The organism is Polaromonas sp. YR568 (assembly GCF_943371715.1).
Taxonomy (GTDB): domain Bacteria; phylum Pseudomonadota; class Gammaproteobacteria; order Burkholderiales; family Burkholderiaceae_C; genus Polaromonas.
In genome coordinates this window covers 162,909-189,341 of the sequence record NZ_CALRVW010000002.1, presented here as the reverse complement: position 1 = coordinate 189,341, position 26,433 = coordinate 162,909, and the positions used below count along the sequence as shown (strand labels likewise).

Here is a 26,433-nt window from a genome sequence, read left to right as displayed (position 1 = left end):
GTCTTAAGGTTTCGTCCCCAGTTGAAGCTGGAAGGCGAAGTTGTTGGCCGTGCTGTTGCCCGACCCCGCAGACTGGTTGATCTGGACCAGGCCGCGCGAGCCGCGAAAGGCGGAGTCGGAAATCGACACCGCCTTCATGTTTGCGCCCCTGGCCGGACCACCCAGCCCAACACCGGAAGCAGTTGCAGCGAGCACGCTCTCTGAAGCTGCTTCCACATCAAAGCCCACTGCAACCGCCATGCCGTTGGCCTGGGTGTTCCCCACGCCGCTGGTCTGGTTCACGGAGACTGCACCCGAGCTGTTCGCAAAGGCACGGCCCCCGATCACTGCGATGGACAGATCCGGCGCGGTAGCGCGAATCCATCCTGTCGCCTGGTGCACACCGACCAGGGCCGCGGCAGTGCCGCCGTCCAGGCCAATGGCCATGGCGCCCGCATTCGTCTGGGCGTTTGAATCTCCTGCGGCCATGTTCACCGCGAATCGCCCGCGAACATTGCTCAGCGCATTGCCGTCGATCACGCTGCGTGTGACATAGCCCGGCAACTCCGGTCCCGCGATCTGGCTCCAGCAGGGCAGCGAGGCCAGCCAGGCCAGCGCCAGAACCGTGTATGACTTGCGTTGAATCTGCATCATGGCCGTCTCCCTACCGGTTTCCGGCGGGGGCGAGCACGCCGGTCAGGGCCTGACCCAGTGCACCGGTGGCGCGGCCGACAGTGCTTCCTGCCTGCATGCCGAAGCCGCCCACCAGCGACCCCATCCCGCCTGCTGGCGCGAAGGCATCACCGCCGGCACCCGTGACTCTCCCCGACGCCAGTCCCGAGTGCGCCGTCGCCGTCTGCACGGTGGCCGAGACGCTGCCCATGTGGCCCTGCACGCGACCCGCGATCGCGGCCGACTCCTGATCCGTCAACTCGGTGACTGCGCCGGCGCGGACCGCTGATCCGGCACCCAGCATCGGGACAACCGGCGCGGTGTGAACGCCGCTCACCTGCCCGGTATGGCGCGGCCCGGCTGCGGACTGATAGGGCACATCCCGGGTGATGACGAGGAAGCCGTCCCCGGCAAACACCTGCGCGGCAAAGACAAATTGACCCAACGCCAGCACGCCAGCGCAAGCCCATCTCTCTGGATACTGAGACATGTTTTTTTTCCCCCTTCGCTGTCGGATGAATCCAGCATCAACCGTCTGCTCGACACCGCGTGGCAATGAAGTTGTCCTTGAAACAGGGCTTCATGGTCTGCGTTATCGGGTGTCAGTTTCATCGCCTGCGGCTGGTCTGCCAATCCCTTCTATGAGGTATCCCCGCCGCACACTTGACGCGGGATTGGCGGCATGCGACAGCCCGAATTCATCAGGCGCAGCTTGGGGAAGGCGTCATTTTTTCGATCGGCGCAGGGCCGGCCGGCACCTCCATCGCGAGGTGTAAAGCCGGTAACCGGTCGTATAAAAACAGTGAGGTGAAGTATCGGAATGGGCGGGCGCTGGGCCCGCCGACCGGGCGTCCGGGTACTGTCCGGATCGACCGGTGCATCACCGGGCCGGCGGCTGGCGGCCGGTCAGGTCAGCAGCATGGACGGGACGGCGAACGCGGCGCAGCGGCCGTCGGAAGGGCGAGGCGTGGTCGTGTTTCGCCCGGTTGGCGGACGCCTGTTCCGCCGGCGGGGTTCAGGCTGGCTGCAGTGCAAACGTCACCTTAACGTCGGCCGCTGCCGGCGTGCGCCCGGCGCGGCGTGGCGTGGCGGCAGCAGCGGCCATCACCAGGCTCAGCGACGATGGCTTCATCGCGTAGATCAGGGCGCGGCGGTGCTCCGTCGTCAGGAAGCTGCCGCCGGCGTCCACCACGATATCGCGCGGATCGTCATCGAGCGTGACCCACAAACTGCCTTCGTGGCAGGTGATCTGTACGCCGGCGGCATCGGACACGCTGAACATCGCCTGGTGGGCAAGGGTCAGGTCCAGGGGGCTTGAGTCGGTCATCATGGCACTCCTTTCACAGGTTCACATTCGTTGAGGAAATGAATATACTGGCCGTCCCCAGAGTGTTCAAACGCTCATTTGGAATCCTTGGCATGCATCCCAAGAATGTGAAACCTGCTTCCCCGGTGGCCCTTGCCCAAGGCTTTCGCCGCAGCGAACTACCGCGCCTGGAGCTCCTGCACAGCTTCGAGGCCGCCGCGCGCACGCTGAGTTTCACGCGCGCCGCCGCCGAACTGTTTCTCACCCAATCGGCCGTCAGCCGGCAGATCCAGCAGATCGAAGCCGACCTGGGCACCGCACTGTTCGAGCGGCGCCACCGCGCATTGGCGCTGACCGATGCCGGCAAGCTCATGCAGCGCGCTGTCAGCGACTGCCTGGAGCGGCTGCGCGATGCCACCGCCAGCGTGCGCGCCACCACGCCGGCGCGGCAGGTGGCCATCACCACCACGCCGGGTTTTGCCTCGCTGTGGCTGATTCCGCGGCTGACCCGTTTCACGGCCAGTCATCCCGGGGTGGACGTACGTATTTCCGCCACGCTGGAGCTGCTGGACCTCGAACGCAGCGGCATTGATGTGTCGGTGCGCCTGAGCCTGACCAGCCATGGCGTGGGCAGCACGCTGTTCGAGGAAACGGTGCTGCCCGTCTGTGCGCCGCAGTTGCTGAAAAATCGTGCGCTGCCTCTGAAAAAACCGGCCGACCTGGCCGGCCACACCCTTCTGGCTACCGACATGCCGCAAGGCCAGCCGCTCACCATCGACTGGGAGCCCTGGTTCAAGGTCATGGGGCTGCCCGAGGTCCGCATGAAAAACACGTTGCGCTTTTCGCAGTATTCCGATGTGGTGGCGGCCGCCGTGGCGGGGCAGGGCGTGGCGATCGGCCGCCTGCCGCTGCTGGCCGAGCTGCTGCGTGACGGACGGTTGGTTGCGCCCTTCAGTGGCGTGGCCTCGCGCATGGGCTACTTTGTCAATATGTCGCCGCGCGCCGCCAGCAACCCCGACGCCCAGGATTTCGTGCGTTGGCTGATGGCGGAGGCCGAATCCATCAAGGCACAGGACCTGGCGAAACATCCTTGAATCCGGCGCTGCGACAACCGATCCCGAGCCCTGCAGGGTTGCGGATCGTTGGAAGGTGTGCGGCACGGGGGTGACAAGTTGCCGGAACCCGTCATGCACCGGTTTTTCAGCCAAATGTGGCTCTAGTCCACATCAATCAAGCGCTAGTAGCTGTGAATTTAGGAGCAAAAAGAGTGCTGCGAGAGCCATGGCGGGGTTCCTTGTGCAAAAGGCGACCCGCGTTGGTCGTGCGGCCGACCGGGTTCTTGCAAGCGCCGGAACGCCCTCAGGCCGGACCGGCCCGCAGGGTCAGAGCAGGGGCGGTGTGTCCGCACGTGCCGGACGCAGCCCGCTGTCGCGGGTTTCGAGCCGGTCTTCCAGTTCGCCGATATAGGCGGCCAGCGTGTTGCCGGACTGCTCGATTTTGCCGATCAGCACCTGCTGGGTCTGGGCCAGCCGTTCCGCCAGCACCGTTCCGTGGGCAGCCTCGCGCTGCTGGGCTGCGACGGCCTGGGCCTCGAGGTATTGGCGCAATTCCGTGAAACGCGAAGCTTCGGCCTTGTCGGCCAGCTCGCGCTGGGCGGTCAGCGCCCGGGTGGCATTGCGCATTTCCAGCAGGTGGGTGCTCTGGATGTACAGCGTGGTGGCCAGGAACACCAGCAGCACGGCGGCCAGCAGCACCAGCATGACCAGGCCCAGCGGCGCCTGCACGGTGGTGAAGCCCAGGCTCAGCACGGAGGGCCGGCTGAACTCGTCGAGATTGAGCGCGGCAAAACCGGCCATCAGCACAATGGCGACGATTAACACAATGGTTCGGATACGCATGGTCGGGCTCCAGGAATTGAAGTCCTGATCATGGTGGCCGCTGACAGGCTTGTCTGTAGGAAAAAAGCCTGTCCGCACGCGCCGGGCAGCTTGTACTCAGTCGGGCTGCGCAGTATGTCCAGCCGGTTTCACCCCGCCCGGAGCGCCCGCACCGGCCGGCTCCAGCGCCTCGGCGGCTTGCTCGTTGAGCGCCTTGCCGGATTGCCTGGGCCGGGTCAGCGGCGCCGGTGTCCAGCGACCGCCATGCATCAGGTCGATGCCGCTGCTGATGTCGCCGCACAGCTGCAACTGCAGGCGCTCGGCATCGCGGCGGCGTATGTCTTCGGCCACCTCGGCGACCTCGGACTCCTGCACACCCAGCTGCCGTAGCGCCGCACTGCTGAAGGCCAGGGCCGACTCCAGCGTTTCGCGCAGCTGGTAATCCACGCCCAGGCGGATCAACTCGATCGCGTGCTGGCGGTCGTAGGCGCGCGCCAGCACCGGGGTCAGGGGGAACTCATGCTTGGCCAGCTCCACGATGCGGTTGGTCGCCTCTTTCTTGTCAACACAGACCAGGATGGCGCGAGCATGGCCAGCGCCGCTGGCGTGCAGCACGTCCAGCCGCGTGCCGTCGCCGTAATACACCTTGAAACCGAACTGCGCCGCCGCACGGATCATGTCGGTGTCGCTTTCGATGATGGCAATGTCGATGCCGCGCGCCAGCAGCGACTGGCTGGCAATCTGCCCGAAACGGCCGAAACCGATGATGAGCACGCTGCCCCGCAGGTCCTGGGCGACGTCCACACCGTTCATGTCCTGTGCGGGCTTGTCCGGCATGACCCAGCGCAGCGCCAATACGGCCAGCGGCGTCAGCGCCATCGAGATGATGATGGCGGCCGTCAGCACGGCGTTGACACTGGCCTCCACGATGCCGGCCGCGGCCGCCGCCGAATACAGCACAAAGGCAAATTCACCGCCCTGGGCCATCATGGCGGTGCGTTGCAGGGCGTCGCCATGGCTGGACCGGGTGAGGCGGGCGACGGCGTAAATGCCCATGCCCTTGAACGCCATATAGGCCAGCACGCCGCCAAGAATCAGCGGCCAGTCGGCCAGCACCAGCGTGAGGTCCAGCGACATGCCCACGCCCATGAAAAACAGGCCGAGCAGTATGCCGCGGAAGGGTTCGATGTCGGCTTCCAGCTGGTGGCGGAAAGTCGACTCCGACAGCATCACACCCGCGGCAAACGCACCGAGCGCCATCGACAGGCCGCCCCACTGCATCGCCAGGGCCGCGCCCAGCACCACCAGCAGGGCGGCCGCGGTCATCACCTCGCGTGCCCTGGCCTTGGCCAGCACGCGAAACAGCGGGTTGAGCAGCCAGCGGCTCACCGCCACCAGGCCAATGATGGCCGCCAGCGCCACACCAATACTGACCCAGCGCGACACGCCCGTGCCGTCGTTCGCGGCCGGCGCCAGAAAAGCCACGATCGCCAGCAAGGGGACGATGGCGAGGTCTTCCAGCAGCAGGATGGACACCATGCGCTGGCCGCGTGGTGTGGAGGTGTCGCCGCGTTCTTCGAGCAGCTGCATGACGATGGCGGTGGACGACAGCACAAAACCCATGGCCGCGATGAACGCCACCACCGGCTTCAGCCCGGCGACCATGCCCAGTGCCGTGAGCAGGGCGCCGCAAACCACCACCTGCGCCAGGCCCAGGCCGAAGATCTGGCGCCGCAGCGTCCAGAGCCGGGTCGGCTGCATCTCCAGCCCGATGACAAACAGGAACATCACCACGCCGAGTTCGGCCAGGTGCAGGATGGTCCCGGCCTCGCGAAACAGGCCCAGGCCGAAGGGCCCGATGGCCAGGCCGGCCGCCAGATAACCGAGCACCGAGCCCAGACCCAGCCGTTTGAACAGCGGCACGGCCAGCACGCCGGCAGCCAGCAACACCACCACCTTGACCAGCTCACTGCCTTGTTCAACCGCCATGACATTCCCGTGGATGCCCCCTGCGGGGGCAAGTGCTCAGGATGGTAGCGGACTTTGCGCGTTCCCGGCATGCATGTGCACGCCTGCCTCCTTTCCTACTTGCGCAGGGAGGTGGGCAGCATGTCAAACAGCGGTGTAGGCTCCCGGCGCAGCGCGCGGCGAACCGTGGTGCTGTCCACCGCGGGGGCGCCGCCGGACAGATTCATATAGGCCAGTTGCTGCATCCAGGCGATATCGACCTGCCCGTCGGGGCCGGGCCGGGAAAAGATCAGCTCCAGCATCCTTTTGGCCGGCTCGCTGCCCTGGCTTTGCGCCAGGCGGTAAAGGCGGATGGCCTCCACGAAATTGGCCGGCTGGCCTTCGCCGCGGTGGTTGCGCTGCGCCCGGGCAAAAGTGTCTGCGCCAGAGGCGGAACTGCGGGCGGGCGGCGTGACGCGCAGGCGTTCCGACAGCAGTGCCGCGTTGGCAGAAGCCGCTTCCGACCTGGGCGCGGCGGCGCGAAAATGATCCAGCGCTTCCTCCGGGCGGTTGGCGCTGATGCTTTCGAAGCCCAGTTCTATCCGGGCATGCACGTTGCCGCCCCGCGCCGCGCTCAGCAGCAGTTGCCGGTCCGGCGCGGGCGTCGCCGGGGCGGGTTCGCCGCGCAAGCCCGGGGTGGCCAGTTGCAGAGGAGACAGCCGCTCGTCAACCAGCCACTGAAGGTACTGGGCGCGCGGCAGATCCACCCGGCGCAGCAGCGAGATCCAGCGCTGCGCCGCCGCGGGGTTGGGTGCCGTGCGGCAGCCGTCGATCTCACACCAGGCCAGGCCCGCGACGGCCAGCGGCTCACCCAGCGCACGCGCGCGCTCAAACCACCCGGCAGCCTCGCTCGGGCTGGCCGGCACGCCGATGCCGTGCAGATACAGCAGCCCGAGCAGCCAGGCGGCGCGGGCCTGCTCCCGCGCGACGCGGCCTGGTTGCGGGTTCACCGACAGGGCCTGTGAGCGCAAACGCGAAACCTCCGCCTCCAGCGCAGACGGCTGCTCCCTGGCCTGCAGCGGTGCAGGCGGCAATTGGGTGGCGCTGAGCGTCTCGGGCGACGGGTCCGCCGCGCGCAGCGGTTCCGAAGGCGGCGGCGATCCGTCGAAAGCCGGCTCCTGCGGGATGCTGCCGGCAGCCTGAACCGCCCCCAGCCACAGACAGCAGAAGAAAACAAGCGAGATGAACCGCAGCATGGCCGGCTTCCTGCACCAGACTAACGCGCGGCTGCAGGCGGCGCGGCGGCGGCTGCCGGCGCAGCGGCGCGCTTGGGCCCGACCTGCCACTGGACACCGGCAAAGGTGTAGCCATCGGCTCCCAGGGTGGTGGCGAACGCCTTGTTGATGTCATCGAGGCTGGTCGTCTGCCGCATCGGCACCAACGCCGGAGTCTGCAGGTACTGCGGCAGTTTTCCGGCCACGTCGGTATCTGTCGCAAAACAGCCCGCGCGCTCGGTGCCCGCGCTGGTTGAATCCATGATGAAGCCGGGCGTGGGGCTCATCCAGTCCGGGATGCGGATCGCCTGGTTGGCGCTTATCAAGGCATTCGGATTCGTGGCGTTGGGCAACAGGCGCATCACCTTGCCGCCCGCCTCATGCAGGAAGCAATACATGTAAGACGCGCGTGACAGGCTCGCCGACAGGAAGATCTGTTCGCCCACCTCGAAGGCGGAACGCCCCACCAGGACGTTTTCGATCTGCAGGCTGATTCTTCGCGGGGGAGCCGCGCTGCCATAGGCGGCCGGGCCGTAGGGGCTCGTGCCACCCGGGCGCTGGTAGTCTGCCGCGTTGGCCGTCGGCGCCTCGCTGGTGGAGGACCAGCCGATCTGCACGAGTCTGCCGTCCTTGCCCAGCGAGACGAAATGGCGCAGGGCGCGCTCGTAAGTGGGGAAATCCACCCGTCCGGACACCACCATGCCGGCATCGGCCTGGAAGCGCCCCAGTGCCGCGCGGAACTCCGGGCTGTTCTCATCGAGCTGCGTCCCGTTGTTTCCCAGATAGCCATGGCTGATGAGCGAGCGCTGCACCAGCTTGTTGTGCAGCAGCGGCGAACCCTGGTCGTACCAGTCGCGTAGCTGCCGCTGGAAATCGGGGTGGGTCTGCTCCAGGGTCAGGCACTGCCAGTAAGGCACACGCGCCCATTTGCCGACCAGTTCAATGGTGGCGAGCTCCACCAGCGTGCGGATGGCCGCGCCGGCGCCCTGTGCATAGTCCCGGCCCACATTGAACTGCACGCCGTAGCTGCCGATCCGGCCGGCCAGGTCCAGGCCCTGCCCGCCGGAAGCGATGATGACTTCATTGGCGGAGTCGAGTCCGGGGATCAGGGTACGCGAGCGGAAGTCGCCGATGTGCAACTCCAGCCCGATGATGGTGGCGTTGCGGGTCTTGCTGTAACCGGTGTCCAGCCGCGACGCGGCGGTACCCACCTCGAAGCGGTTGTTGATCACGTTCTGATCAACAAACGCGATGGCACCGGAGAAATACAGGGCAGGGCGTTGCAGCTGGATCTGGTTGTTGTTGAGCAGGATGGTGGTCAGGTTCTGCACCGTGTCCTGGCGGGCAATGTCGACCTCATAGTCCACGTAACGGAAGGCATTGCTGAGCCGGGACATCTGCGAGAGCGCCGTGATGATCATGTCTTTCGTGGCCACCGGTACCCGGGTCGAAAAGTCGGGAATCTGCTTGCTGGTGATCAGCGTGGTGGAGATCTCCGCCTCGCGGAACAGATAGTCCATGCACATCAGCGAGTCTGAAAAACTCGAGACCGATCGCACCGGCCGCACCACGGGCCGGTTGGTTGCGCTGGCATAGGACTGGAATTTTGCATCGTCGCGCGGGTCGGCCGGCGTGGCGCAGCCCGCCAGCAGGACGGCCCCTGCAAGGCTCAGCACAGCGGCCAGTGAACTGAAGCGGGACCTGACAGGCTCAAGCCGGATGGATGGTTTCATGTTGTTCTCCTCACGACGACGGGTATGGAAATTTTTTGAGATGACGGCCTGAAGACACGCCTGGTCTGCCCCGCGGCAAAGGCCACGGCTAATTGCAGATGTTCACGAGATCGCCCTTGAGCACCACGATCTGCTGGTTGCTGGAAAAACCGTTCTGCCGGGCACCGGTCGCAGAACTCGCCGTCGTCGTGCTGCCAACTTCCTGGATGCAGGTTTTCTTGAACCCGTCAGAACTGGCCGAGCGGACCGCGTCCGCGTCGGTCGAGATGCCGTTGGTCTGATCGGAATTGGCCTTGGCCTCGTAACGCGCGACCTTGGCCTTCATCCATGCCGGCAGGCTGGTCATGGACTCCATCGGCGAGCTGGGACGCGCGCCGCCGATCGGGGCCATCTGCACCGCGATGCGTTTGGTCAGAATGACCGGGTCCTCGCCGGGCGCATTCTGTGCCCACGCGGACCCCATCAGAAACAGGGCGGCCATGGTGGCTGCGCCCACTACCTGCGATGACGTTTTCATGACGGACTCTCCTGACGTTAAAGGGAAGGAAAGTGCCGGATCAGACACCGCCTGAGCCGGCACGCCCCGCCAGGGCCTCAAGCCGCAGAACCCGTTGCATCAGCCGAGGCTGACAGCGGATCCGGCAACGAAAGAGGCCCTGGGACGGCGCTCTCAGTGGCCGTGGTGGCCGCCGCCGTGACCGGAGCCGGTTGTGGTGCAGGCGAAGCAGGCATTGTTCGAGGCAATGTTCTGCACCGCTGTTGCATCGCGGCCATAGGCGCTGTTGAGCACATAGCTGTTATCCATCAGCGTGGCCTGCAGCGAGTTGCCGCTGACAGTGACGTCGCCGATGTTGGATGACAGGTTCTGCTGGGCCACCGTGTTGGCGTTCGCGGTATTGCCAACATAGCTGTTGCGTGCACCAACGATCTGCAGCGAGTTGCCGCTGATCGTCACATCACCGGCATTGCTGGCCAGGTTTTGCTGGGCCACGGCATCTTCACCGGAGGCGGTGTTTTCGACGCCGGAGCTCGACAGCACCGCGATCTGGGCCGAGTTGCCCCTGATCGTGATTTCGCTGGCAGGTGTCGGGCCGGTAGCCATCGCGGCGGTAGCAACAGCGGACAAAGCGAGGAGTACAAGTTTTTTCATGACAGTTTCCTTAAAAAGTGACTTAAGACCTTCTGGTCACCAGGGAATCCGGTGGCCAGCCACGTTGACTTCGCGGTGGAGAACAGCTTTTTCCGTAGGAATCGGCAGGTCTTTTGGCGTTGTCGAGGTGGAGTTTGGGTACGGCGCAGGGTTACGCCAATAACCAGTCGTAAGTACTTCAATCAGGGGAGAGAAAGCCCCACCCCTGGTCAGCAGTCCGGGCGGTGATGCTGGCCCAATAAGGAGACAACGCTATCAATTTGTGAGATGCTTGGGCAAAACGAAATAGTTAGTAACAAGTTGTATCCAAGGAAACACGCAGAAATAAACATCAAAGGGCTCACCTATTTGGGACCTAATTACTTCGTTGTGTCAAAAAAATCACGGATGCTCCATGTTTCTACCTCGTGCACCCCGTGACTTGATGTAACGAATCCGAGAGGGTTTTCAGCAGAATTTTGGGAGTGGATACACAGACAAGAGCAAGGTTTTTCAGGGAAGCCACGGGTCAATGCCACCGGCACCATCCGGGATTTGTTTGATGCGGGTCATACCGCAACAGGTTTCCTCTCTCCACACTTGCACCGGTTTCGTCGAAGAGTAGGTAAAAAACAGTACAGGGAAGCTATGCAAAACATCATTCAGACCACGGCTGCGCTGCAGCCCCCGCCCCGCGATATTCGTGGACTTCAACCAGGCCTGCAGGCAGCACACGAGGGTCCTCCCTCCCTGTGGCCCAACTTCCTCAACGGCCAGCCCGGGCAACCGGTGCGGGTGCTGCTGATCGATGACGATCCTCACATCCGCAAGGTGATCTCGCAGGAGTTGCTGGGTGACCTGCGCACCGACGTGGTGGGAGAGGCCAGCAGCATGCGCGAGGGCCGGCGCCTGATTTCCCAGCTCGAGTTCGACGTGATGCTGGTGGACCTAAATCTCGGCGACGGCACCGGGTTCGACCTGATCGACCACATGAAGACCGTCAGACCGATGGCCGAGGCGGTGGTGATCTCCACCCTGGAAGACGAGGATCACGCCTTGCGCGCCTTCACCATGGGTGCCACAGGCTACTTCGTCAAGAACTCCTGGTTCGGCAACTTTCCCGAAGCCGTGCTGCAGGTGGCCAATGGCGGCGCCTCCATCACGCCCCACCTCGCACGGCGGCTGCTGCACAAGCTGCAAAATGGCCAGGACCCCGGGCAGTCCTCCAACGGAGCCAGCAACAAGAGGCTGTCCGATCGCGAGAAGGAAGTGCTGAAAATGGTGGCTGCGGGCTACACCAGCAACGAAATTGGCGCGCGGCTTGCGGTCAGTTGCCAGACGGTCAACTCCCACATCAAAAACATCTACCGCAAGCTGCATGTGCGCAGCCGGGCCCAGGCGGTCAGTTACGCGGCGCATCGCGGCCTGTTTTAGGGGCCCATCATGTCCATACGCGCATTCCCCGATGGTCTGGCCCCTCCGCCTGCCAGGCGTGTGCGCCGGGCCGCGTCGCCGGCCCGGCCCGAACCCTCAGACTCCGGCCCCTTGCAGCGTGGTTTTTCCAGCGCCGCTCTCGCCGGGGCCTTGCGGCTGGCACTGCTGCTGTGGCTGACCCACTTTCTGGTCAGCATCGGGCTGGGTTTCAAGGCCGGGGGGCTGAATGCGGCGTATGTTGCGCACCTGGGGACCCAGTTCCTGGTCCTCAGTGCAGCCTGTTTCCTGCTCACCAACGTGCGCATGGCCAGCTCCGGGATTTACTGGATTCTCGGCGTGCAGGCACTGACGGGCGCGACGGCGATGTACTACAACGGCGATGCCAACGGCGCAGAGGTCCCCGTCCCCTGGATGGTGATGAACCTGCTGTCGGCCATGCTGCTGACCATCGCCATGGCGGCCTGCGTTTATCTGCCGCGCAGCGCCCCGGGCTGGCTGGCGCTGGCGGGCAGCCTGCTGGGCCTGGGCATGTGCATCCAGCAGGTGACGCTGGCAGGCACCACCGAAGACGGCACCATCCTTTTCAGGCACTTTTATGTACTGCTCCTGCTGGTGGTCTGGCAGTTGGTGACGCGACGCGGACGTCTGAGACTTCTGGGCGCGGCCGACGCGCCCTGGGCCGGGAGCCGTCACGAGGCAGGGGAGACCGCTTCCGCCGTTCTCCATGAGCGCCACCGCATTGCGCGGGACCTGCATGATGGTGTTGCCTCCCAGATTGTCAGCATCCTGTCGTCGCTGGACCACCGTGCACCCGAACAGCAGGCCCTGGGCCTGGCGCTCGAACAATGCCTGCTGGACATCAAGCTGACGGTGGACGGCATCGAGTCTGAGGACCAGAACATCGTCGAAGCACTGGGCTCCCTGCGCTACAGGGTGCAGCGACCGCTCGACAAACTGGGCATCCAGATGGTCTGGGACGTCGAGATGTGCAGCGCCCTGGAGACCGTCCACGGCGATGAGGCACGGCAGGTGCTTCGCATCGCGCAGGAGTGCCTGTCCAATGTGATGCGCCACGCGCAAGCCTCCCGGGTTGTGGTGTCCTGCCGCTACGCGGCGGACATGGGCTGCATGGAGTTCGAGGTGCGGGACAACGGCATGGGTATCGCGCACAACATGGCATCGGAGGCGATCGGCAAGGGCCTGGAGAACATGCGCCAGCGCGCCCGGCTGATGGGCGGTGAACTGACGATCTCGAGCAAGTTCGGCAGCGGCACCCGCGTGCAGCTGACCTTGCCACTGGATCCCGAGCTCTGCGCCGTACCGGTGGGGCCTGCTGACGTCTAGAAGCGCTGTGGGACAATGCCGACCCTTGGCGCCGTGGTTTGAGGCCCGGCGCCAATCCGGTTTTCCCCATTCACAGCCAACGACGAATCCCCCCTCTTCATGCAAAAAATCATTCGCCAGATCGCGGCGGAAATCAAGGTTCAGGAACACCAGGTCAGGATCGCCGTCGAACTGCTCGACGGCGGCGCCACCGTGCCCTTCATCGCGCGTTACCGCAAGGAAGTCACCGGCGGTCTCGACGACATCCAGTTGCGCGAACTCGAGTTTCGTCTCGGTTACCTGCGCGAGCTGCAGGAGCGGCGCGAGTCCGTGCTCAAAAGCATTGAAGAGCAGGGCAAGCTGACGCCCGAACTGGCCGCCGCGATTGCCGCGGCACCGACCAAGCAGGAGCTCGAAGACCTGTACCTGCCCTTCAAGCAGAAACGCCGTACCAAGGGCCAGATCGCGCGCGAGGCCGGCATCGAGCCGCTGGCCGACAAGCTGTTTGCCGATCCGGCGCTCATACCGGCGGACGAGGCGGCGGCTTTCGTGAAAGCCGAAAAAAACGAAAACGGCGACGACTTCACCACCGTGCAGGCCGTGCTCGACGGCGTGCGCGACATCCTGTCCGAACGCTGGGCCGAAGACGCCGCGCTGCTGCAGTCGCTGCGCCAGTGGCTCTGGAGCGAAGGCCTGCTCTCGTCCAAGCTGGTTACCGGCAAGGATGAAAACAACGTTGACAACAGCAAGTTCCGCGACTACTTCGACTACGACGAGCCGATCGGCCGCGTGCCCTCGCACCGCGCGCTGGCGGTGTTTCGTGGCCGCGGTCTGGAAATCCTGGACGCCAAGCTGCTGCTGCCCGAAATCCCCGAACCCGGCAAACCCAGCATCGCCGAAGGGAAAATTGCCGTGCACCTGGGCTGGAGCCACAAGGGCAGGGCGGCCGACGACCTGCTGCGCAAGTGCGTGGCGTGGACCTGGCGCGTCAAGCTCAGCCTGTCGATCGAGCGCGACCTGTTCAGCCGCCTGCGCGAGGAAGCCGAAAAAGTTGCGATCAAGGTCTTCGCGGACAACCTGCGCGACCTGCTGCTGGCCGCACCGGCCGGCCCACGCGTGGTCATGGGCCTGGACCCCGGCATACGCACCGGCGTCAAGGTCGCTGTGGTGGACGCCACCGGCAAGCTGGTCGAAACCGCCACGGTTTTTCCGCACGAGCCGCGCAAGGACTGGGAAGGCTCGCTGCACACCTTGGCCAAACTCTGCGAGAAACACGGCGTCAACCTGATCGCCATTGGCAACGGCACGGCAAGCCGCGAAACCGACAAGCTCGCCGCTGACCTGATCAAGGGTTTGGCCAAGGTTGAACAGGTCATCGAAAAAGTCGTGGTCAGCGAAGCCGGCGCCTCGGTGTATTCGGCCAGTGAATTCGCCAGCCAGGAGATGCCCGATGTGGACGTGAGCCTGCGCGGTGCCGCCAGCATTGCGCGCCGCCTGCAGGACCCGCTGGCCGAGCTCGTGAAGATCGACCCCAAGTCCATCGGCGTCGGCCAGTACCAGCACGACGTGAACCAGAGCGACCTGATGCGCAGCCTGGACACGGTCGTCGAAGACTGCGTGAACAGCGTGGGCGTGGACCTGAACACCGCGAGTGTGCCGCTGCTGGCGCGTGTCTCGGGCCTGTCCCAGACCGTGGCCAAGTCCGTGGTGCGCTGGCGCGACGCCAACGGTGCGTTTGCCAGCCGGGCCGACTTGCTCAAGGTCACCGGCCTGGGCGCCAAGACTTTTGAGCAAAGCGCCGGTTTCTTGCGCCTGCGCGCCAGCAGCAACCCGCTGGACATGACCGGTGTGCACCCCGAAACCTATCCGGTGGTTGAAAAAATCATGGCGCACACCGGCAAGCCGGTGGCCGAACTCATGGGCCGCGCCGAAATGCTCAAGACGCTCAAGCCAGAGCTGTTTGCCAATGAGCAGTTCGGCGTCATCACCGTCAAGGACATCCTTGCCGAACTCGAAAAACCGGGCCGCGACCCGCGCCCCGACTTCAAGGTGGCGCGTTTCAACGACGGCGTGGAAGACATCAAGGACCTGAAAGAAGGCATGACGCTGGAGGGCACGGTCAGCAACGTGGCCGCCTTCGGCGCCTTCATCGACATCGGTGTGCACCAGGACGGCCTGGTGCATGTGAGCCAGCTCTCCAACAAGTTCGTGACCGACGCACGCGAGGTGGTCAAGACCGGCGACATCGTGAAGGTGCGCGTGACCGAGGTGGACGTGGCGCGCAAACGCATCGCCCTGACCATGAAGCTGGACGCGGCCCCGGCGCGCCGTGACGCCCCGCGCGACAACCGCTTTGAAGGCGCGCGGCCGGGCCAGGGGCAGAACCGAAGTGGCAACTATGGTGGCGGGCAGGGCAGGGCGCCGCAGCCGGCTGCATCGACGGCGATGGAATCGGCCTTCAGCAAGCTGGCCGGACTCAAGAAATAGCGTTTGTCCCGGAGCAGGCTCCAGGGCGCCGGGTTTGATATCAAATAGGCTTGCAGCCCAATCAGCACGGTCGCAAGCAGCTACCAGAACTATAGCAACCGCGATTCCCTCCATGCAAGCCCTCCGCCTTTACGCCGGCCCCCAGGCCCACCGCCACATCGAGCAACACGGCCTGCGTCCGCAGGACGTGCGTGTGGTGCCGGGTGCGGCGGGCGGGCCCAAGGGCCTGGTGCTGGGGCCGCTGGACCGTTTCATCTTCGGCGACTGGCTGGCGGGCAGCAGCCAGCCGGTGCACCTGGTCGGCGCCTCGATAGGTGCCTGGCGCATGGCGACGGCCTGCCTGGACGAGCCGGTGGCGGCTTTCCAGCGCCTGGAAGACGACTACATTCGCCAGCATTTCGAGGTGTTGCCCGGCCAGAAACGGCCCAGCGCACAGCAGGTCAGCGAGCAGTTCGGCCAGAGCCTGAAGGACTTTTACGGCGGCCGCGTGTTGCAGGTGCTGCAGCACCCGCGTTACCGCCTGCACATCGTCACCTCGCGCGGACGCCACCTGCTGGGGCGGGAACACCGCCTGGGCACGCCGCTGGGCTATCTGGGTGCATTCCTCACCAACACCGTGCGCCGCAAGGCCATGGGCGCCTGGCTGGAGCGGGTGGTTTTTTCCAGCCAGGGCGCGCCTTTGCCCTTTGCCACCAGCGACTACCGCACGCGCCAGCTGGCACTGACCGAGGCCAACTTCAACCCGGCGCTGCAGGCCAGCTGCTCGATTCCCTTCATGCTCCAGGCCGTGCACAACATTCCCGGCGCGCCGCCCGGCGCCTACTGGGATGGCGGCATCACCGACTACCACCTGCACCTCAACTATGCTTCTGATTTGATAGCTGCTGGCGCAGACGGGACCGGGGCTGGAGGCCAAAATGACTCGAAACTTCCGGGTCTGGTGCTGTACCCGCACTTTCAGAAAGCCGTGGTGCCCGGTTGGCTCGACAAGGGCCTGAAATGGCGCCACGGCGCGACGCACTTCCTCGACAACATGCTGCTGCTGGCACCCGACCCGGCCTGGGTCCAGACCCTGCCCAACGGCAAGCTGCCCGACCGCAACGACTTCTTGCGCTACGGAACCGATCTGGCCGGCCGCATGAAAGCCTGGCGCACCGCCGTCACCGCCAGCACGCAACTGGTGGACGAGTTGCAGCAATGGCTGGCGAAGCCGGACATGGGACAGTTGCACAAGCTGTGAGTGAAGGCTGCGCTCGGGAACCAGCGCGCAGCCGGAACCGACCGGACAACACGGCTTTGAACCCTGTGCTAAGGTCGTTCCAGTCAGGTGCGGTCAGGAAAAGTCCTCCCGCGCCCAGCAAGCGAATCCAGTCCACCCAAGGCCCATGGCGAGCGAAAAAAACATGCATTTGCTGGTGATGGACCACGATCCGGTCACGGCCGCCCTGTTGGTGGCCAACATCCAGGCGCAGGGCTTCACCCAGGTGGAGCACTTCGCCGATGTTTCCGGCTTGGCCCAGGCTGTCGCCAGCACCAGGCCGGATCTGGTGATCTTCAACTACCACTTCGATCTTCCTGAAAGTCTGGAAAGCTGCGCCCTGATCAGGCGGATCGCACCGCACACGGCCATCCTGGCCATGGCTTCGGCAGGGCCGGCCATCAAGCGGCTGCGCAGCTGGAACCGGGAAACCGGTGCGCTGGACGCCATCCTGGAAAAGCCGTTTTTGAACCTGCGTTTCCAGGCCGCGCTGGACGATGTGGCCCAGGGCAAGCGGGCCAGCCTCGCGATGGAAGTCAAGGCTGCGCGGCTGGAAAACCTGTTGCCCGAGGATGCACTGTCGGCGATGAACCGCCATCACGCCGGCGAGGTCGAGCTTTTTGAAGGCACGGTGGTCTTTACCGACATTCGCCGCTCCTCCGAAATGATCACCCAGCTGCCGCCGCGCGAGTTCTTCAGGCAGCTCAATCAGACCCTGAGCATTCAGGCCAGGCTGGTGCGCGACTATGAGGGGTCGGTCATCAAATTCACCGGTGATGGCGTGCTGGCCGTTTTCCGTGGAATGGGGAAATCGTATCTGGCGCTGCGTTGCGCCGTGGAGCTGGCGAGCAACAGCTGCCAGCAGATTTTTCCCTATGGGATCGGCGTGGCCGGCGGCCTGGTTCTGGCCGGCCTGGTGGGCGACTCCAGCCGGGCAGGGCAGAAGCAGCAATACGACGTGATCGGAGCCAGCGTGCATCTGGCCGCCCGCCTTTGCAGCATGGCCAGCGCACGCGAGGTCATCACCACCCAACAAGCCTACGCCGCGGCCCGCTTCAGTCACCCGGTCACCCGGTCGATCGGACGCGTGTCCATTCGCGGCTTTGACGCCGGTGTCGATTGTGTCGCTCTGAACCCGGCCCGCGAAATCACCGCAACTGCAACTGGAACCTGAATCATGCAAGAAACATACAGCGCCGCGCAACTCAGCAAAGTGATTGACCAGTCCCTGGTTTACCAGTGCGCGTGTCCGGCCCAGGTCTGCCGCGCCCTGTTTGAATTGCGCGAGTTGTACGACTACCAGATGAGCTGTGCCAACGACACGGCCAACGACCGGCTGGTGCATGAGGCCATTGCCGCTGCTGCCGCGCAATCGCATGAAGTCATGGAGCAATGCCTGACCCGGGTCCTTGACATTGAAGGCTGGGACCCGACGAGCCTGAGCCTGCCGGAATCGCTGCGCAAGAAAACCGTCAAGAACTTCTGAGCCGGCCCGGTCTGCAGCGGGGCCAGGCTCCGGTCACAGTGAATCCGACAGCATCTGCGCATACTCCCCGGCCGTCGCAATCCGCGGATTCGTCTTGTGGCAGTGGTCGGCCATCGCGCCCACGATGATCTGGTCGAACTGATCGCGCTGCACACCCATCTCGGCCAGGCCCTTGGGCAGCCCCAGGCGGGCGTTCATGTCCTTGATCGCCTCCGGGATGTCGCTGCCTGAGGCCAAGCCCATGGCCTGCGCCATGCGGTTCAGGCGGTTTTCCTTTTGAATCGACTCGGCGCTCGCGTTGAAACGCACGACGGCCGGCAGAAACATCGCGTTCAGCGTGCCGTGGTGCAGGCGCGGATCGACGCCGCCCAAGCTGTGGCTCAGGCTGTGCACGCAGCCCAGGCCTTTCTGGAAGGCCATCGCGCCCTGCATGGACGCGCTCATCATGTTGAGCCGGGCTTCACGGTCGCTGCCGTCTTTCGTGGCGCGTTCGATGTGGGCCCAGCCGCGCTGCAGGCCGTCCAGGCCGATGCCGTCGGCCGGCGGGTTGAAGGCGGGTGCCATGAAGGTTTCCATGCAGTGCGCAATCGCGTCCATGCCGGTGGCCGCCGTCAGTTTGGCAGGCAGGCCCAGCGTCAGTTCGGGGTCGCAGATCGCCGCTTTGGGAACGATGTGCCAGGAGTGGAAGCCGACCTTGCGGTGGTCGTCGAGGATGATGATGGCGCCGCGCGCCACCTCGCTGCCGGTGCCGCTGGTGGTGGGCACGGCAATCAGCGGCACCGCGCGGTCGGTGATCTTGAGCGAGCCGCCCTCGATGGTGGCGTAGGTCTTGAGCGGGCCTTCGTGGGTGGCGGCAATCGCCACGCCCTTGGCACAGTCGATCGCCGAGCCGCCGCCGACGGCGATCAGGCCGTCGCAGCCCTGGGCCTTGTACATGGCGACTGCGGCGCGCACGGCGGCCTCGGTCGGGTTCGAGGGCGTCTGGTCGAACACCGCCACGGTCATGCCGGGCAGGGCGTCGAGCGCTTTTTGCAGGACACCTGCCGCCTTGACCCCGGCGTCGGTGATGACCAGCGGCTTGCTGATGCCCACACGTTCACATTCCTGCTTGAGGAGCTTGACCGAGCCGTAGTCGAACTGGATCTGGGTGACGTAGTAAATGAAGGCCATGGTTTGCTGTCTTTCGGCGTTGTACGATGCGGGGCGGTTGTCGTATTCCTGCCCAACCTGAACACCCTACTTTACCGGCTGGAGACTCTCTTGACTTGCATGCATACCCGGATGATGGTCACTTTGGCGATAGCGGGCGGCCGGCCGATGTTTCCGGCCTCCCGGTAAATGCGGGGACAGGCTGCGCACGCCCTGCTGACGCCCGCCATGCGCGACGTGATCAGCCGCATGGGGCGGGCAGGGCACCCGGCGTTTCACACGCTGACGGCCACCCAGGCTCGCGCGGCTTACGAAGCCGGCGCCGGCGTGCTGGAAATTCCCAAACCCGCGCTGGCCCGCGTAGAAGACTTTCACCTTCCGGCACGCGACGGTCATGCCTTGCCGGCCCGGCTGTACGCGCCTTCGGCCGAGGTGTTGCCGGTGCTGCTGTATTTCCACGGCGGCGGGTTCACCATAGGCAGCATCACAACGCATGACATCCTGTGCCGCCAGCTCAGCCTGCTGGCCGGCTGCGCGGTGGTGTCGGTGGACTACCGGCTCGCCCCCGAGCACAAGTTTCCGACGGCTGCCCATGACGCTGAGGATGCGCTGCGGTGGCTGGCAACTCATGCTGACACGCTCGGACTGGACGGCAAGCGAATGGCGGTGGGCGGCGACAGCGCCGGCGGCACCCTGGCCGCGGTGTGCGCGGTGCTGGCCCGCGATGCCGGCCTGCCACTGGCCCTGCAACTGCTGTTTTACCCCGGCTGTTCAGCGCACCAGGACACGCCCTCACACCGCCAGTTTGCGCGCGGTTTTGTGCTCGAGGAGCGCGAGATCAACTGGTTTTTCAGCAGATATGTGCGCGGCCCGGCCGACCGTGACGACTGGCGTTTTGCGCCCCTGAACACCCCTGACGTGGACGATGTGGCGCCGGCCTGGGTGGGGCTGGCAGAATGCGACCCGCTGGTCGACGAAGGCGTGATGTACGCCGACAAGCTGAGAGCGGCCGGCGTGGCGGTGGATCTGGAAATTTACCGCGGCGTCACCCACGAGTTCATCAAGATGGGCCGCATTATTCCCGAGGCGCGGCAAGCCCATGCCGACGCAGCCGCTGCCTTGCACCGTGCATTTTTTGAAAGAGACTGACCCATGAAACGACAGGATTTCCGTTTTTTTCACCGCCTGCGCGTGCGCTGGGCCGAAGTGGACATGCAGAAAATTGTCTTCAACGCGCACTACCTGATGTACTTCGACACCGCGGTCACCGACTACTGGCGTGCGCTGGCCCTGCCGTATGAACAGGCCATGCAGCAGCTGGGCGGCGAGTTGTATGTCAAGAAAGCCACCATCGAATTCCACGCCTCGGCGCGTTGCGACGACCAGCTCGACGTCGCCATGAAATGCTCGCGCATCGGCACCTCATCCATGGTGTTCACCGGCGCCATTTTCCGCGGTGAGCAATTGCTGATCACCAGCGAGCTGATCTATGTGTTTGCCGACCCGGTCACGCAAACCTCCCGGCCGGTGCCCGACGAGCTGCGGCGCATGTTGACCGCCTACGAAGCCGGCGAGCCCATGGTTTCGCTCAAGCTCGGCTCCTGGGCAGAACTCGGCGCCCATGCGGGCGCCATCCGCTCCGAAGTGTTCATCGAAGAGCAGGGCATTCCGATGGAGATGGAGTGGGACGAGGCCGACCACAGCGCGGTGCATGCCGTGGCCTACAACGGCCTGGGCCAGCCGGTGGCCACGGGCCGGCTGCTGCAGCACGCCCCCGGCACCGGAAAGATCGGGCGCATGGCCGTGAGCCGGGTGCTCCGGGGCACCCGCCTGGGACGCGACCTGCTGCACGCCCTGATGGCCCAGGCCCGGCAACGCGGCGACACCGAGGTCGTGCTGCACGCCCAGCGCAGCGCCGAGGGTTTTTACAGCCGGCTGGGTTTCACTCTGCGCGGCGAGCCGTTTGATGAGGTGGATATCCCACACATCGAGATGTTTCGTCAACTCTGAGGCCTACGCGTGGCCCGGTGACAATACCAAGTGGGCAAGGCACTTTCCACTTCGCACCCCACGCACGAGACTGACGTTCCATGGCCAAGAAAAAGAGAGCTTCCCCCGGCAAAACGGCCGGCCTCAGCGTAGGGGCCGATGTGCTGCTTTCCGTGGACCCACCGTTGCCGTACGAACAGGCGCCCACTTTCCCGGCAGCCAGCGACGTTCGGAGCAGCGCGGTAGTCGCGGTGTTGGCGGCCATGCTGTTTCTGGTGCCGGCCATCGGCGTTCCTTTTCAGGAAATGGTGCAGGACACCCTGAAATCGATGGTGGTCTCACTGATGACCCTGGCCGCAGCGCTGCTCTTTTTCTGGCATCAGCGCAAGCGCCATCAGCCTTTGCGCTGGCATGTCCTGATGTGGTTTCCATTGATCCTGATGGCTTATGCCCTCGGCAGCATGGCTTGGTCCCATACCTATCTGGCCGGGGTGGAGGCGATACGCTGGTTTGTTTTCAGCCTGCTGCTCTGGCTCGGGTTGAACACTTTTTCACCGGCTGCGCTGCCCCTGCTGGCCCGGGGTATCCACTGGGGAGCCGTCATGGCCTCGCTTTGGACAGCATTGCAGTTCTGGGTGAATTTCAGCTATTTTCCGCAAGGCCCCAACCCCGCCTCGACCTTTGCCAACCGTAATTTTTTCGCGGAAATGGCGGTATGCGCCATCCCGTTTTCGGTCTATCTTCTGGCCCAGTCGCAGCGTCTGGCGCAGATTGTCCTGATGGCCTTCAGCACAGGCTTCATCGTGGTCGCCCTGCTGATGACCGGCACCCGGTCGGCGCTCATTACCTTTTGGTTCATGCTATTCATGGTCTTGCCAGCGATTGGGTTCATCTACCGTCGGCAGTTCAATTTCTGGCATTGGTCCCCCGTCTCGCGTGCGATGGCACTCATGGTTCTGCTCGGCACTGTGTTCGGCCTCGGCCTGATCGACACCGGCAACCCGAGCATTGCAGGTGAGCAGCGCGGGAGCAACGCGCTGGAGCGCGGCGTGTACCGCAGCGCCTCGGTGGTCAGGGAACTCACCGACAAGGCAGAATTTGCCGACGGCTCAGTTTCAGTGCGGCTGATCATGTGGAAAGCCACGGCACGCATGATTGCTGACCGGCCTTTCAGCGGAGTCGGCGCGGGGGCGTGGGAGGTCGACTCCCCCCTTTACCAGACCGCAGACTCGCCGCTGGAAACCGACTACTACGCCCACAACGAAAGCCTTCAACTGATCGCCGAATACGGTCTGGTCGGCTGGATCGCCCTGATGGGCTTGTTCGGCTACTTGCTGCTCTCGGCCTGGCATACCTTTCAGGACAGGAAATCCGGGGACCCCGCCGAGGCGGGGGTTCGCGCCATTTTGCTCACCAGTTTGCTGGCGCTACTGCTGGTCAGCAACGCCGGTTTCCCATGGCGGCTGGCGTCGACGGGTGCCATTTTTGCCACCGGCCTGGCCCTGCTTGCCGCTTCCGATTCGCGGCGTGATGCGTCCCGATGGCACTGGAGCAGCCAACTGCCCTGGCGGCCAGCATTTTCCCGGGCAGGTTTTTTCGCCAGTATTTTTTGCCTGATGCTTGCCGGCTATATCAGCCAGCAGGCAGCCGCGAGCGAATACAAGATCATCACCGCTGTCAAGCGGGCTCTCATGATCTCGCAGTCCGGTGATCCCACGAACCCGCGATGGAACAAGAGCAAAAACGAGATGCTGGTTTTGATGGATGAGGGCACCAGGATCAACCCGCATTACCGCAAGATCACCCCCATGGTTGCGGACCATCTTGCGCGCTGGGGGGACTGGGACAACGCGATCTGGATCTGGGAGTCGGTAGTCGAGTCCAGGCCGTATGTGGTGGCGATGTTGTCCAATCTCGTGCGCGGTTATTCCCAGCTGGGCCAACACGCCAAGGCGCTGGAGTTTCTGGAGCGTTGCAAGAAACTGCAACCAGAGTCACCCGCCGTACGTGGGCTGGAGTTGCTGGTGCTGGCCCGGGCAGGCCGCGAACCGGAAGCCGCGAAGCTGGCGCGTCGCTACTTGGACGAGGGCTTCTACGACTACAACCTCGTCAATGCCGCGGTGAGCCTGGGCCTGCGCACGCAGGACTACGATCTCGCCCTTGAAGGATTGACTCTGCGCAACCAAAGCTGGCCGGAGGGAAGGGTGGAGGCGTTGCTGGAGCTGGGACGGATCTACGCCGAACACAAAAAGAACGACGCGCTGGCGCTGGAAGCCTACCGCGCTGCGCTGGCGGCCAGCCCCGAGGCAGACAAAGAAGCGGCCCGTCAGAAAATTCCGGCCGCTTACCTGACACGGCTTTAAGCCGCTGCGCTCCATCGCAGGCGGACGGCCGACTGCGCGGGAGCATCGACCGGACCATCGGGCCGCAGGTGGGTCTGTTCCTGAATCAGCACGTCATGGCGGTGGCAGTCATCGTTGCTGCCGCTGCGGCTTACCACCAGCAGCGTGCTGCTGCGCGTGCCATAAGCATGCTCGGGAAATTCGACAAACACACTCGACAGCGCACGCTCCAGGGCCAGCGGCACCCCCGTGCGCGGCAACTGCCCGTCGCCGGGGCGCTGCCGGTCCTGCAGGGCGGACCAGAGTCCGGCCTGCAGGTCCTCCTGACGGTCTGAATCGAGCGCCTGGCACAGCGCTTTTTTCAGTGCGCGGGTCTTGGGCCAGGGTGTGTCCAGCGCGCCGTTGGACAGACCGTACACACCGGGCTTGAGCGCGCACGCCTGCCAGCCCTCAACCGGCCTGCCATCGGGGTCGGACTGGTTGGTGAGCCAGTGCCAAGTGGAGGATTGAAAATCACCGAGCACCAGGTTGAAGGCGCCATACGCCGCGCAGTCGGTCTGCGCCATGAACTGGCCGGCATCCATTTCGCCTTCGAGCCAGCGCATGACCAGCTCACCGCGGGATCGTTCACCGGCGACCGGATGCGGCTCGCGCACATTGGTCAGCATTGCCATCCGCCCGCCGGGGCTCAGGCCCAGCCAGGTGCCGCCTGCGCGCAGGTCGCGCCCGGAGATCACTTCCTTGCCCGCATCGGTGGTCCAGCGCGCCAGTGGCGCCGTGGGCCGGTTCAGGAATTCATCGCGATTGGCAGCGATCACCAGGGGCCAGCGCGGCGAGGCACTAATGGCAAAGGCGATCAGGCACACGCCTCAGGCCCCCACGCTTGTCGCTTCGCGTACTGCGCTGCCCCCCGAGGGGGCACTGCGCCTGCGGCCCGGCAAAGCCGGTTCCGCGGCCCCGGCTGATGAAGAGGAAGGGGAGCGGCTGGTTTTGCCTGGAGCGGCCGCGCGTTGCGCACTAGATATCTTCCAGCAGCGGGTAAGGCAAAGGCAGCAAAACCAGCGCTGACCCGGCCGCACTGCCTAAAGTCAGCCGCCCGCCTTCGGCATCGGCCGCGGCAGCAGTCTGCAGCGACACGATCACATCAAAACCTGCCGCCGGGTGCGGCGCACAGGCCGCGACCAGGCCGCAAGGTTGTTCCGCGTCTGCAGCATGAAACACCTCCTGGCCCACCTGCGGCGTGCCGTCGGTGTGCGCCACGTAGGCGCGGCGCTTGAGCGTGCCGCGAAACTGGCTGCGCGCCACGATTTCCTGGCCGGGGTAACAGCCTTTCTTGAAACTCACGCCGCCGACCGACTCGTAGTTGAGCATCTGCGGCACCAAGGCTTCGAAAATCGGCTGCGTGATCATGGCGATGCCCGACTGCACGTCGAGCCAGTGCCAGTGCGCCAGTGGCAGCGCCGCGCCCGCAGGCGCCGGCGTGCCGGCCGGGGCGCACCACAGGGCGCGCGGCTGGCCGGCGCCGGGATACAGGAACACCAGGTTTGCAGCATCAAAATCGAGCTTGGTCCAGGCAGGATGCAGGCTGCCAGCTATGGTTTCGATAGCATCACCAGCCAGTCCGCAGAGGGTGTACTCCGCCGTGGCACCAGAGAGCTTGGCCTTGGCACGCAGCACAAACATGGACAGGCGCTTGAGGGTGGCAAGCAGGATGTCGCGGCTGCAGACCAGCAGGATCTCGCCCTCGCTGCGTTTGAACACAATGAAGCTGGCCTGCATGCGGCCCTTGGCGTTGCAGAACGCGGCCAGGCGCGCCTCGGCAAGCCCCAGCAGCGCCACGTCCTGCGTCAGCTGGCCCTGGAGGAATTTGGCGGCCTCTTCACCGGCGACACGGATCACGCCCAGGTGCGTCAGTTCGGCAACGCCGGACGGCAAGGTGGTCAATGGCAGCGAAGCAGGAGGGGAATCTGAAGGAAGGGTCAACATGGGCTGAATTATCATAGACCCATCGTTTTCCGGAAGGTAACAGGGTTGTGCGTCGTTTCTTGATGAGTTTGCTCGTGCTGGCGTTTGTCGCCGGTCTGGTGGTGTTTGGTGCCGTCGGCTGGTGGCTGCACGAACCCCTGACCCTGAAGCCGCAGCCCGGCAGCCTGGTGCTGGACCTGGAGATCGAGCCCGGCACCCCCGCCCAGCGCGTGGCCGGCGTCGTGGCCGCCAGTGGCGTCGACGTGCAGCCGGTGTTGCTGTATGCCTGGTTTCGCCTATCGGGCCAGGCGCGCCAGATCAAGGCTGGCAGTTACGAAATCACGCCGGGCACCACGCCACGCACGCTGCTGAGCATGCTGGTCCGCGGCGAGGAAAGCCTCAAGAGCGTGACCTTTGTCGAGGGCTGGAACTTTCGCCAGGTACGCGCCGCCCTGCAAAAAGCCGAAGCCCTCAAACCCGACACCCAGGGGCTGGACGCTCAAGCCATCATGGCGCAGTTGGGCAAGCCCGGCGTGCATCCCGAAGGCCGGTTTTTCCCCGACACCTACACCTATGCCAAGGGCTCCAGCGACCTGGCGGTCCTCAAACGCGCGGCCCGCGCGATGGACAAACGCCTCGAAGCGGCCTGGGCGCTGCGCAGCGCGGACACGCCCCTGAAAACGCCCGATGAAGCCCTGATCCTGGCCAGCATTGTTGAAAAGGAAACCGGCAAACCTTCGGACCGGCCGGAAATCGGCGGGGTGTTCAGCAACCGCCTGCGCATCGGCATGATGCTGCAGACCGACCCGACGGTGATTTACGGGCTGGGCGAACAGTTCGACGGCAACCTGCGCAAGCGCGACCTGCAGGCCGACACACCGTACAACACCTACACCCGCACCGGCCTGCCGCCCACACCGATTGCCATGCCTGGCAAGGCCGCCCTGCTGGCCGCGGTGCAGCCGGCCCAAACCAAGGCCCTGTATTTTGTCGCGCGTGGCGACGGCACCAGCCACTTCAGCAGCAGCCTCGACGAGCACAACCGCGCCGTCAACAAATACCAGCGCGGTCAGTAAATATGGC

General features: G+C 64.8%; 23 protein-coding genes. 11 read left to right on the top strand and 12 right to left on the bottom strand.

Annotated features, from left to right (window positions below):
- Positions 1-3: 3 nt before the first annotated feature.
- The 3 genes from AAG813_RS02335 to AAG813_RS02325 form a co-directional block, all read right to left on the bottom strand.
- Complete coding sequence (locus AAG813_RS02335) at positions 4-633, bottom strand: hypothetical protein (RefSeq protein WP_341911421.1); 630 nt, start codon at positions 631-633, stop codon at positions 4-6.
- A gap of 10 nt (positions 634-643) precedes the next feature.
- On the bottom strand, positions 644-1,141 hold the full coding sequence (locus AAG813_RS02330) for a hypothetical protein (protein ID WP_341911419.1): 498 nt from the start codon (positions 1,139-1,141) through the stop codon (positions 644-646).
- A 525-nt stretch (positions 1,142-1,666) separates the two neighbouring features.
- The gene (locus tag AAG813_RS02325) at positions 1,667-1,978 is read right to left on the bottom strand and encodes a DUF2917 domain-containing protein (protein WP_341911417.1); all 312 of its coding nucleotides are present in this window, start codon (positions 1,976-1,978) and stop codon (positions 1,667-1,669) included.
- Positions 1,979-2,070: 92 nt separating this feature from the next.
- Between AAG813_RS02325 and AAG813_RS02320 the strand changes: the two genes are divergently transcribed.
- Positions 2,071-3,051 carry a LysR substrate-binding domain-containing protein gene (locus tag AAG813_RS02320; RefSeq protein WP_341911415.1) on the top strand — a complete coding sequence of 327 codons (981 nt, stop codon included), beginning with the start codon at positions 2,071-2,073 and terminating at the stop codon, positions 3,049-3,051.
- 288 nt (positions 3,052-3,339) lie between these two features.
- Here AAG813_RS02320 and AAG813_RS02315 read toward each other — a convergent pair whose 3' ends face one another.
- The 6 genes from AAG813_RS02315 to AAG813_RS02290 all read right to left on the bottom strand — a co-directional run bounded on the left by AAG813_RS02315 (position 3,340) and on the right by AAG813_RS02290 (position 9,938).
- A complete protein-coding gene (locus AAG813_RS02315; RefSeq protein WP_341911413.1) occupies positions 3,340-3,855 on the bottom strand; it encodes a hypothetical protein in 516 nt (171 codons plus the stop codon).
- Between the two features lie 96 nt (positions 3,856-3,951).
- Positions 3,952-5,823, bottom strand: coding sequence for a monovalent cation:proton antiporter-2 (CPA2) family protein (locus AAG813_RS02310; protein WP_341911411.1), 1,872 nt, complete (start codon positions 5,821-5,823; stop codon positions 3,952-3,954).
- Between the two features lie 95 nt (positions 5,824-5,918).
- Positions 5,919-7,037, bottom strand: a complete 1,119-nt coding sequence (locus AAG813_RS02305; RefSeq protein WP_341911409.1) for a hypothetical protein — start codon at positions 7,035-7,037, stop codon at positions 5,919-5,921.
- Between the two features lie 20 nt (positions 7,038-7,057).
- A complete protein-coding gene (locus tag AAG813_RS02300) occupies positions 7,058-8,788 on the bottom strand; it encodes a DUF4384 domain-containing protein (RefSeq protein ID WP_341911407.1) in 1,731 nt (576 codons plus the stop codon).
- Positions 8,789-8,876: 88 nt separating this feature from the next.
- Positions 8,877-9,305, bottom strand: a complete 429-nt coding sequence (locus AAG813_RS02295) for a hypothetical protein (protein ID WP_341911405.1) — start codon at positions 9,303-9,305, stop codon at positions 8,877-8,879.
- 153 nt (positions 9,306-9,458) lie between these two features.
- Positions 9,459-9,938: a hypothetical protein gene (locus AAG813_RS02290; protein ID WP_341911403.1), complete on the bottom strand. Its 480-nt coding sequence runs from the start codon at positions 9,936-9,938 to the stop codon at positions 9,459-9,461.
- Positions 9,939-10,565: 627 nt separating this feature from the next.
- Between AAG813_RS02290 and AAG813_RS02285 the strand changes: the two genes are divergently transcribed.
- From AAG813_RS02285 to AAG813_RS02260, 6 genes are all read left to right on the top strand, one after another.
- Positions 10,566-11,351 carry a response regulator transcription factor gene (locus AAG813_RS02285; RefSeq protein WP_341911401.1) on the top strand — a complete coding sequence of 262 codons (786 nt, stop codon included), beginning with the start codon at positions 10,566-10,568 and terminating at the stop codon, positions 11,349-11,351.
- 9 nt (positions 11,352-11,360) lie between these two features.
- Positions 11,361-12,695 carry an ATP-binding protein gene (locus AAG813_RS02280; protein ID WP_341911399.1) on the top strand — a complete coding sequence of 445 codons (1,335 nt, stop codon included), beginning with the start codon at positions 11,361-11,363 and terminating at the stop codon, positions 12,693-12,695.
- Between the two features lie 99 nt (positions 12,696-12,794).
- Positions 12,795-15,161 (top strand): Tex family protein, encoded by a 2,367-nt coding sequence (locus AAG813_RS02275; protein ID WP_341911396.1) that lies wholly within the window; start codon positions 12,795-12,797, stop codon positions 15,159-15,161.
- 112 nt (positions 15,162-15,273) lie between these two features.
- Positions 15,274-16,401: a patatin-like phospholipase family protein gene (locus tag AAG813_RS02270; RefSeq protein ID WP_341911394.1), complete on the top strand. Its 1,128-nt coding sequence runs from the start codon at positions 15,274-15,276 to the stop codon at positions 16,399-16,401.
- Between the two features lie 145 nt (positions 16,402-16,546).
- Positions 16,547-17,593: an adenylate/guanylate cyclase domain-containing response regulator gene (locus tag AAG813_RS02265; protein WP_341911391.1), complete on the top strand. Its 1,047-nt coding sequence runs from the start codon at positions 16,547-16,549 to the stop codon at positions 17,591-17,593.
- Between the two features lie 3 nt (positions 17,594-17,596).
- Complete coding sequence (locus AAG813_RS02260) at positions 17,597-17,905, top strand: hypothetical protein (RefSeq protein WP_341911388.1); 309 nt, start codon at positions 17,597-17,599, stop codon at positions 17,903-17,905.
- Positions 17,906-17,938: 33 nt separating this feature from the next.
- Here AAG813_RS02260 and AAG813_RS02255 read toward each other — a convergent pair whose 3' ends face one another.
- Positions 17,939-19,075 (bottom strand): iron-containing alcohol dehydrogenase, encoded by a 1,137-nt coding sequence (locus tag AAG813_RS02255; RefSeq protein ID WP_341911386.1) that lies wholly within the window; start codon positions 19,073-19,075, stop codon positions 17,939-17,941.
- A 168-nt stretch (positions 19,076-19,243) separates the two neighbouring features.
- Between AAG813_RS02255 and AAG813_RS02250 the strand changes: the two genes are divergently transcribed.
- The 3 genes from AAG813_RS02250 to AAG813_RS02240 all read left to right on the top strand — a co-directional run bounded on the left by AAG813_RS02250 (position 19,244) and on the right by AAG813_RS02240 (position 23,406).
- The gene (locus AAG813_RS02250) at positions 19,244-20,203 is read left to right on the top strand and encodes an alpha/beta hydrolase (RefSeq protein WP_341911384.1); all 960 of its coding nucleotides are present in this window, start codon (positions 19,244-19,246) and stop codon (positions 20,201-20,203) included.
- 3 nt (positions 20,204-20,206) lie between these two features.
- Complete coding sequence (locus AAG813_RS02245; RefSeq protein ID WP_341911382.1) at positions 20,207-21,064, top strand: YbgC/FadM family acyl-CoA thioesterase; 858 nt, start codon at positions 20,207-20,209, stop codon at positions 21,062-21,064.
- Positions 21,065-21,144: 80 nt separating this feature from the next.
- Entirely contained in the window at positions 21,145-23,406 is a 2,262-nt protein-coding gene (locus AAG813_RS02240; RefSeq protein WP_341911380.1) for an O-antigen ligase family protein, read from the top strand.
- On the opposite strand, the gene AAG813_RS02235 is transcribed toward AAG813_RS02240, so the two are convergent.
- Together AAG813_RS02235 and AAG813_RS02230 are read right to left on the bottom strand one after the other, a co-directional pair.
- Positions 23,403-24,251 (bottom strand): NRDE family protein, encoded by an 849-nt coding sequence (locus AAG813_RS02235; RefSeq protein WP_341911378.1) that lies wholly within the window; start codon positions 24,249-24,251, stop codon positions 23,403-23,405. The two genes, AAG813_RS02240 and AAG813_RS02235, sit on opposite strands and share 4 nt — an antisense overlap.
- A 151-nt stretch (positions 24,252-24,402) precedes the next feature.
- On the bottom strand, positions 24,403-25,371 hold the full coding sequence (locus AAG813_RS02230) for a folate-binding protein (protein ID WP_341911376.1): 969 nt from the start codon (positions 25,369-25,371) through the stop codon (positions 24,403-24,405).
- A gap of 47 nt (positions 25,372-25,418) precedes the next feature.
- Between AAG813_RS02230 and mltG the strand changes: the two genes are divergently transcribed.
- The gene (mltG, locus tag AAG813_RS02225) at positions 25,419-26,426 is read left to right on the top strand and encodes an endolytic transglycosylase MltG (protein WP_341911374.1); all 1,008 of its coding nucleotides are present in this window, start codon (positions 25,419-25,421) and stop codon (positions 26,424-26,426) included.
- Positions 26,427-26,433: the final 7 nt, after the last annotated feature.